We start from the raw sequence: 9,409 nt of genomic DNA on the forward strand, positions 1-9,409 counted from the left end.
ACCAAGACCGAAATGCGCGCTAACTCCCAGTTCCTCCCACCGCTACACCCCTCCTGGCCAGTACTTCCGGGCCAGTCACGGACCAAATTCTCGGTTCAGCCCTCAGGTGCTTCACCTTGGCTGACGCGCTGCCACTCGTTCATGGACTCCTCAATGAGGCGGTTCGCCTGCTCTCGAAGGCCGTCAAGGAACTTGGCGTAGTGGCGAAAGAGGACCTCGATGCTCTGGCCGGCGCGGCGGGCGCACTCGGCCGGGTCCACTCCGGAGTACAGCCAGAACGAGATCCCGGCGTGCCGGAGATCGTAAGGTCGCTTGGCCAGGCGAGATGCGCGCTCAGAACGAGTCAGGGCGTACTCCCGGGCCCGCGCCCACGTGATGCCATAGGCGGCAGCATCCACGTAGTTGCCGACCTGATTCCGGAAGAGCCGCCCGTCAGGTGCCACGTCAAACCGTTTCACATGGGCGTGCAACATGCGTACGAATTGCGGCGGGATGGGAACCGGACGCGTCGCGCTTGCCGCACGACGCTTAAGCGAGTGCACCTCGTGCACCTCACCGTCGTCAGTCCACTCGGCTGACCATGCGGCGAAGATGGTGCGGAAAGCGGACGCGGCACGGCGAAGCTGAACCGGCACACCCAGGTAGGCCAGCAGCGCGCTTCCCGCGCGAGCGGAGAACACGCTGCTGGCGGGCCGCGGAGGAACATGGCCGACCTCCAGCACACAGCCCCGGCCCCGGCGCGCTGCCCACGTCGAGCAGAACCGAAAGGGCGTACGTCAGCCTTGGGAGTCCTCTGGGACTTTTCTGGGACTTCCGGCTTCATCAACCGGCACGAGCATGAAACAACTGAAAGACGATTCGCGCAGGTCAGCGACAAAATCCTCCTCATCGTGGCAGGTCACCGCGCTGGCTCGTCTCTTCCGGGACATCTGATCAGCACGACTCAGTAGGTCTGCGCTCAGCGTCGCCTGCCCTCGGCGCCCCATCGATGCTCGCCGTCTCGACAGGGTCTGACCTGCCGACAAGGCGCCTGACATTCCATCAGAACGAGCATCAAATGAGCGTCATTTCAGCGTCAAGATATCGCCCGTAACGCCCACATCGCACATATTGTGCACGCACAAATCCGCAGGTCAGGAGCCCTTTGCGGCCGGTTCAAGGATGGCGACACACTCCACGTGGTGGGTCATCGGCGTAATGTCGGTCTGGGCGAGTCTCGGAAGAGCCCAGTTCGGAGACGCTTTTGGGGTATACCGTCCCCCGTGCGTGCGCGACGAGCTTCACGGCGGTGCTCACTGCCTGAGTCTGCTGGGCAGCTTTCAGGTCGGTCTGTTCGCGGTCGTGTGGCGGCACGACGGGCTTCAGCGAATCCGAGGAGAACCATCTACGAGCCGCTGGGCGTCTGTCTTACGGTGCCAGCAGTGACCGAGGGTGAGGGAGGGGCCGTGGAGCGGGCGGGGACGGTTCTGGCCGAGCGGATCGCGGAGCGCAGGGCGGGGGTGGGCGATCCTCGGGCTCTGGTGGGTGAGATGCGGCGGGCGGTGTTGCTGGTGCCGGTCGTAGGGGGCGGGTTGTGGTCGGCGCACGAGGGTGGGGTGCGCTGGGTCTGCGCCTTCACGGACGAGGCGGCGCTGGCCCGGTTCGCGGTGCGGCACGGACCCGGTGACCGGCCGATGGAGTACGCGGCGTTGCGGGGGGCGCGGATCGTGGACGAGATCGTGCCGTCGCTGGGTGAACCGGCGGGTCTGGCGGTGGACATCGCGACGGAGGACGGGTCGATGTTCTTCCCGCCGGTGACCGGGATCGTGCCGGATGCGGTGGCGGTGGACGCGGGGGAGGTGACGGGTCGTGGGTGAGGACGGGGTGGACCTGAAGCTCGGCCGGGAGGCGGTGGCGAAGTTCACGCAGGGTGTGGGCGCGGTCATCGACCAGCTCGGGGACCTGGGCGGCGCGACGGGTTCGGTGATGGGCAAGGGCTTCTCGGAGCTGTCCATGACCGGGATGGAGGCCGGGCACCACGGCCTGTCGGTGGACTTCGAGGACTTCTGCGAGCGCTGGGAGTGGGGGGTTCGGGCGTTGGTCGCGGACGCGAGTGCGCTCTCCAACCGCCTCGGGCTTGCGGCGGGTATGCAGTGGGAGCACGACCAGTACGTGGCGGGCGCGTTGAAGGTCGGGGTGAACTCGGTGATGGGCGGCAACCCGCACGCCTCGGAGGAGGAGATCGCCCAGCAGGACTGGGGCGACGTCTTCACGCCCGACTACCTCAGCCCCGACTACAGCCGGGAGTCGTTCGAGCAGGCGGGCCGGGACATCGAGCAGACGTGGAAGGACACCGGCCGCACGGTCATGACGGAGGGCCAGGGCGGCAGGCAGGCGGACCTTCTCAACAACGCGCTCGGTGTCTGTGACGACGAGTGGAACCAGGCCCTGGACGACACCTTCGGCCCGTCCCCGGAGGAACGCGCCCGGCAGCAGGAAGGTGACTGACCGTGGGCTTCGGTGATCTGGTCAGCGACCTCACCCCCGATGTGGTGGAGGACGCGGTCGAGGACGGGGTGGAGTGGGTCGGCAACCGCGTCGAGGACGCCGGGAACTGGACCGCCGACCGTCTCGAAGACGTCGGCTGGGAGTCCGGCGCGGACTGGGTGCGTGAGCAGTCCCGTTCGGTCGCCAACCGGATGGGCGCCGAGGTCGAGGAGATGGACCTCGACCAGACGGAGGACAAGACCAAGCTCATCTACGGCAGCCCGTCCAAGATCCGTTCCACCGCCAGCCGTCTGCGCGCCTTCCAGACGGCGTTCGACGGCGCGGGCGAGGGCCTGAAGGGTATGGACTCCTCCCGCCTGAAGGGTGAGACCGCCGACGCCCTGCGCACCGCCGTACGCACGCAGCCCCCGAAGTGGTTCACGGGTGCGGATGCCTGCGAGGCGGCGGCGGGTGCGTTGGAGGCGTTCGCGGACACCGTCACCTGGGCGCAGGGGCAGGCCCAGCTGGCGATCGGCAAGTGGAAGGAAGGCGTCAAAGCCAGCGAGGACGCCGCCGACGCCCACCGCAAGAAGGTCGACGACTACAACAGCGCCGTCGACCGCTACAACGCGCTACCCGCCGACAAACGCGACCCCGCCACCCTGCCGCCGAAACCGGCCGCGACGTTCTCCGATCCGGGCAAGAGGCTGATGCAGGACGCGCAGGACATCCTCGCCGAGGCCCGCAAACAGCGGAACACCGCCGCGGAGACGGCCCGGTCGGCGGTGCGCGCGGCCCGCGACAAGGCCCCGGCGAAACCGTCGTACGCCGACCAGCTCCGCGACGGCCTGGGCGAGGCCCAGATCATGAGCGACCACGTCGGCGGCGGCGTCATCAAGGGCACCGCGGGCCTGCTGAACTTCGTGCGCAGCGTCAACCCGATGGACCCCTACAACCTCACCCACCCCGCCGAGTACGCCACGTCCCTGAACAGCCTGGCCGCCGGTCTGGTCGTCGCCGCCAACGATCCCATCGGCACCGGCAAACAAATGGTCACCGACTTCATGAAGGACCCCTCGGAAGGCTTCGGCCGCCTGCTACCCGACGTGGCACTGACGGTGGCCACGGGCGGAGGCGGCGCCGCGGTCAAGGGCGTCCGCATCGCGGAGGAGGCGGCCGACGCGGCCCGCCTACGCCGCCTGGTCGACGACGCCCCCGACGGCACCCACAACACCCCGGACGGCGACCGCAAGCAGGGTGGTGACCCGGTCGACCTCGCCACGGGCCGGATGTACCTGCCCCAGACGGACGTCCAACTCCCCGGCATCCTGCAGCTGGTCTTCACCCGCCGCACCGAGTCCGGTTGTACGTTCGGCCGCTTCCTCGGGCCCGCCTGGACCTCCACCGTCGACGAGCGTCTCCAGATCGACGCCATCGGTGTCATCCACGTCACCGCCGAAGGGCTCCTGGTCTCGTATCCGCACCCGGTCCCCGGCGCGTCCACAACGCCGGAATCGGGCAGGGCCCGCACCCTGCTGGCCCGAGACACCGACGGCGACTACACGGTCACCGACCCCGACAGCGGCTTCGTCTTCCACTTCACCGGCCCGTCCGGCAGCGAGCCGGGAGGCGACGGTACAGCCTGGCTGTCGGGCATCACCGAACGCAACGGCCACACGATCACCGTCGACCGCGGTGAGGATGGTCTGCCGCTGACCCTGGCCCACTCGGCGGGCTACCGGGTGAAGCTGTCCGTCACTGACGGCCGGATCACCGCCCTGGCCCTGGCCGACGCGGGCGAGGCGGGCACCGACCTGCCCCTGATGTCGTACGGCTACGAGGACGGCAACCTCACCACCGTCACCAAACCCTCCGGCGCCACGACTCACTTCACCTACGACGACCGCCGCCGCGTCACCTCCTGGACCGACTCCAACAACAGCCGCTACGACTACGTCTACGACGACCAGGACCGCGTCATCGCCGAAGGCGGCGAGGCGGGCCACATCCAGATCACCCTCACCTACACCGACCCCACCCCCGACACCGGCCACCGCACCACCACCCTCACCACCGCGGACGGGCACGCGACCCGTCATCTGTTCGGCCCCGGCTGCCGTCTCCTGGCCGTCACCGACCCGCTCGGCCACACCACCCGGTTCACCTACGACGCGCGCGGCAACCTCCTGACCCGCACCGACCCGCTGGGTCTCACCACCGCGTTCTCCTACGACGAGGACGGCCGGGTCGTCCGCGCCATCCGCCCCGACAGGAGCGAACTGCGCACCGTGCGCGGCCCGTTCGGTCTGCCGGTGGAGGTCATCGGGCCGGACGGCACCCGCATGGTCCACGAGTACGACGAACGCGGCAACCGCACGGCGGTCACCGACCAGGCGGGCTCCACCACCCGCTACACCTACGACCCCGCTGGACGACTCACCTCGGTCACCGACGCCCTCGGGGCGACGACACGCGTGGTGTGCGACGCGGCAGGACTGCCCGTCGAGGTGACCGATCCCGGCGGCGCCGTCACCCGCACGGAGCGAAACGGCCTCGGAAGGCTAGTCCGCGTCACCGATCCGGTGGGCGGCGTCACCCGCCTCCAGTGGCACGCCGACGGGCAACTCGCCCAGCGCACCGGGCCCGACGGGGCGACCGAGTCATGGACCTACGACGGCGAGGGCAACTGCCTCACCCACACCGACGCGTCCGGCGGCGTCTCCCGCTTCGAGTACACCCACTTCGACCTGCCGGTCGCCCGCACCCGACCCGACGGCGCCCGTTACGAGTTCGAGCACGACGCCGAGCTGCGCCTCACCCGCGTCATCAACCCGCAAGAGCTGACCTGGACCTACGAGTACGACGCCGCGGGCAACATCATCTCCGAGACCGACTTCGACGGCCGTACCCTCACCTACCGGGTGGACGCCGCAGGCCGACTCGCCGCCCGCGTCAACGCGCTCGGCGGAACCATCTCGTTCGAGCGTGACCAGCTCGGCCAGGTGGTCCGCAAGGACGTCGACGGCAACGTGACGACCTACGCCTACGACAGGGCCGGGCGCCTACTGGAGGCAGCCGGACCGGACAGCGAACTCCGCTACCAGTACGACCGTCGCGGGAAGGTCAAGACCGAGCTGGTGGACGGCCGCCCCGTCTCCTACTCCTACGACGCCCTCGGCCGCCGTACGCGCCGCACCACACCCACCGGTCACGTCACCTCCTACGCCTACGGGGCCGACGGACAGCCCCAGCGCCTGACCACCGGCGGTCACCGGATCGACTTCACACACGACGCCGCCGGTCGCGAACTCGCCCGCGTCTTCGGCAACACGATCACCATGACCTCCGCCTGGGACGAGACCGGACGACTGTCCGAGCAGCGCATCACCACCGGAGCACGTGCCGTCAACAACCGCGCCTACACCTACCGCGCCGACGGCCACCTGATCTCCGTAACGGACCGGCTGTCGGGCACCCGCACCTTCGACCTCGACTCGGCGGGCCGGGTCACCGCCGTCCACGCCCAGGGCTGGACGGAGCGGTACGCCTACGACGACGCAGGCAACCAGACCTCCGCGTCCTGGCCACCCCGCCACCCCGGCAGCGAGGCCACCGGACCGCGGACCTACTCCGGCACGGCGATCACCCGCGCGGGAGCCGTGCGCTTCGAGCACGACGCCCTCGGCCGGGTCACCATGCGCCAAGAGACCCGCCTCTCCCGCAAACCCGACACCTGGCGCTACGAGTGGGACACGGACAACCGCCTCACCTCCGTCACCACCCCCGACGGAACCCTCTGGCGGTACCGCTACGACCCCCTGGGCCGCCGCACCGCGAAACAGCGCCTGGCGGCGGATGGGGAGAGCGTGGTGGAGGAGGTCCGCTTCACCTGGGACGGCCTCACCCTGTGCGAACAGACCAGCCACCAGCCGCACGACCCGCACACGGTCGCCCTCACCTGGGACCACCGTGCCGACGCCCCCCTGGCCCAGACCGAACGCATCCTCACCGCCGACGACCGGCAGAAGGAGATCGACCGCCGGTTCTTCGCCATCGCCACCGACCTCATCGGCACCCCCACCGAACTCATCGACGAGACGGGCGACATCGCCTGGCGCACCCGCACCACCCTGTGGGGCACCACCGCCTGGGCCCGCGACAGCAGCGCCTACACCCCACTCCGCTTCCCCGGCCAGTACTACGACCCCGAGACCGGCCTCCACTACAACTACTTCCGCCACTACGACCCCGAGACCGGCCGCTACACCTCCCCCGACCCCCTCGGCCTCGCCCCCGCCCCGAACCCCGTCGCCTACGTGGACAACCCGTCCAGCGGGTACGACCCGCTGGGCCTCATGCCCAAGTACACGAAGGAGGAGCGGGCCCAGAAACGGATCAACAAGGTCGTGGACGACATCGTCGAAAGGGCACAGGGCGGCGGGTTCAGGAAGCGCCACGACTACCACGGGGACACCCGGCACGCCTTCAGCGACGAACGGGTCGTCGAAATCCTCAAGAACCCGGACGCCGTGTACCACTCGACCGGCACGGCCGGGACGTTCACCTTCAGACAGGGTGACGACATCGTGGTGATCGACGGCCCCGGCCAAACCCAAGGCCAGGCCATCACGGCATACGGACCGTCGGGCATCAAGGGCGAGTCCGGGGCCACGGCGCTCGGCGGGAAACCTACGGACCCCGGCGCCCCGGTGACGCACGAGGACATCGTGAACGGCAGGATTCCCGCCAAGGACGGCCGCTTCCAGCCTCCGGCGGTACAGATCAGATGAGGCAGTGATGACGACGAAACTGAAGTTCGACGGCGGCTGGTCCGCGACGGTGACGGGCGAACCGCTCGACGTCGTGCCCCGTCTCCTCGGTACCTTCCTGATCGTTTCCCCCTATGCGGACAGAGTGGAACGGGAGCAGTTCCTCACGGACACGTTCGGCAGCCAGGACTACCTGTGGGATCTCCCTGACGTTTTCCGCTTCACCCCGAGCGGCCGACGGCTGGTCGGGGCTGAATTTCGAATTCCGGAAGAGTCCGCCTCAGCCGAGGACTCGGCCCGCCTTCCCGTCACACCCGAAGTACACCCGAGCGGGCTCCGCGCGGACGAAGCCAAGGACTTCCGGCATGAGATGTGCACGGTGCTGTGCCGCGCCCCCGGAGACACCGCGCTCACCTGCCTGCGCGACCTCGACGTCTTGGACAAGCCGCTGGAGGCCCGCATCGGCATCGCCCCCGACGTGGCGCTCCTCGTCCAGCACGGCACCGTCGTCGGCTGGAGCCTCACCGACCCCGCCCGCTACCTGACCACCGGCTTCGCCGCCCCCGACACCAACCCGCCCTCCCCCGCCACCCGCCGCCTGCTCACCGAATGCCTGGACCTGATCACCACGCCGTTGGTCGACGACGTGGTGGATGGCGACCCGGCCGCCCTGGCCCGGCTCCGGACCGCTGACGAGGCCCTGCGCACCCAGCACGAGGACCGGCACCGGGCCGACGCCCTGCTCTCACTCATCGCCACCTACGTGGAGGACTACGGGGACTGGTGACTGACAAGGGTCAGCCACGGCGACATGGCTCCGGCGGAGGAGATCAAATGATGCGGCTCGGCACGAAGATCACCCTCGCCGGCGACTGGACCGCGACAGTGACGGACGATCCACTGCGCAGCACCCCGCGCTTCGACTTCCCGGGCCAGTGTGTGCGCATCGCGGAGTTCGCGGACGTAGATGAATGGCAGCGGTTCCTCGTGGAGACTTTCGGCAGCCAGGAATGGCTGTGGGACGATCCCGACGAGCTCCGGTTCGCCCGGACAGCCGGGAGCTGGTCGGCGCCGGGTTCCGGTTGCCCTATGAGTCCGCTTCCGCCGACGGCCGTGCCCGCGTTCCCGTCACGCCGACGGTACGCCCGGGCGGGCCTCGGGCGGACGAGGCCCGGGACTTCCGCCTGGAGGCGACCACAGAACTCTGCCGCGCCCCCGGAGACACCGCGTTCACCTGCCGACGCGACCTCGACGTCCTCCACGAGCCGCTGGAAACGTGCATCAGCGCCCGCTCCCGTCGGCCAGTTCGATGCCGACGCTTTCACTCAGGGCCAGGGCGCGAAGGCCGTGCAGGGCGCTGGAAGATACCTGGACGATCGCCTCCTCGATCTCGGAGGCGCGCTCGCCGACGGGCGATGTCGCTCGTGTTCGGCTGGCGATCTGCCTGTTGCCGGCTGTGCCGAGCGCGACCGTCTCGACTCTTGCTTCGCCACGAACGTGCTTCCCCCGTGTATCGGCGCCTTCGTCCGTGCTAGGTGATCCCGACGAGAACCTAGCCGCCCGGCTCAGGCGGTGCGACCGCATCTCGGACGTACCGGATCGGAAGGCCGACTTGCGTGCGAGGCGGGCGGCCCTGTCCACACCGTAGCCATGCCCAGGTTCCCAAACTGCCTCGGACACGCTCGCTCCGACCCGCAAACGGCCAACCGACTGGCGGATAGCGGGACCAAGCAGCCGCCATGGCATCACCTCCCCAGGCTGCCCCGCCGACTCCGTTTCAAGATCCGGACCATACGCGGGCCAGTACTCCTCAGGCCGCCAGCCCCACTCCCGTTTTGCCTGGTCAGACCGTCGTGTAGGGCGTACCGCCAGCAGACGAAGAACCTCCTGGTGTCGTACTCGCCGAAGAAGCTGGGCTTCTTCCAGAGACCCAGGAAAGGGCGCCTGACCAGGCGACTTACCTCGTCAGGCGCCGTTGTCACACTCACCTTGAGTCGTGGAGCGAATGTTGACTTAACTCCTGATTTATCCCACCCGTCTCCCATCTCTGAACAGCTGTTCCGGGGCATTTCCGGGCCAGGGAGTGTCCAGTAGACGGCTGATCCAGTTTCTGTAGTGGTCAGTTGGCGGCCGGGGTGAGCCGGCCTTCGAAGGCGATCTGGAAGGCGTTCAGG

Annotated in this window: 5 protein-coding genes; 4 read left to right on the forward strand and 1 reads right to left on the reverse strand. The window is 68.9% G+C overall.

Annotation, left to right across the window (positions count from 1 at the left end):
* Nucleotides 1–95: 95 nt before the first annotated feature.
* The gene (locus ABZ659_RS17400; protein ID WP_360220004.1) at nt 96–722 is read right to left on the reverse strand and encodes a hypothetical protein; all 627 of its coding nucleotides are present in this window, start codon (nt 720–722) and stop codon (nt 96–98) included.
* Nucleotides 723–1,445: 723 nt separating this feature from the next.
* On the opposite strand from ABZ659_RS17400, the gene ABZ659_RS17405 reads away from it, so the two are divergent.
* Genes ABZ659_RS17405 through ABZ659_RS17420 form a run of 4 tightly spaced genes read left to right on the forward strand, consistent with a single transcriptional unit; the run spans nt 1,446 to nt 8,022 of the window.
* Nucleotides 1,446–1,856 carry an SseB family protein gene (locus ABZ659_RS17405; RefSeq protein WP_360220045.1) on the forward strand — a complete coding sequence of 137 codons (411 nt, stop codon included), beginning with the start codon at nt 1,446–1,448 and terminating at the stop codon, nt 1,854–1,856.
* A complete protein-coding gene (locus ABZ659_RS17410) occupies nt 1,849–2,487 on the forward strand; it encodes a hypothetical protein (protein WP_360220007.1) in 639 nt (212 codons plus the stop codon). The genes ABZ659_RS17405 and ABZ659_RS17410 overlap by 8 nt, the downstream gene beginning before the upstream one ends.
* Nucleotides 2,488–2,489: 2 nt before the next feature.
* Complete coding sequence (locus ABZ659_RS17415; protein WP_360220010.1) at nt 2,490–7,256, forward strand: putative T7SS-secreted protein; 4,767 nt, start codon at nt 2,490–2,492, stop codon at nt 7,254–7,256.
* Nucleotides 7,257–7,263: 7 nt separating this feature from the next.
* Nucleotides 7,264–8,022 (forward strand): hypothetical protein, encoded by a 759-nt coding sequence (locus tag ABZ659_RS17420; protein ID WP_360220013.1) that lies wholly within the window; start codon nt 7,264–7,266, stop codon nt 8,020–8,022.
* The last annotated feature ends 1,387 nt before the right edge of the window (nt 8,023–9,409 follow it).

The sequence above is a fragment of the Streptomyces sp. NPDC006997 genome (assembly GCF_040635175.1).
Lineage (GTDB): Bacteria > Actinomycetota > Actinomycetes > Streptomycetales > Streptomycetaceae > Streptomyces.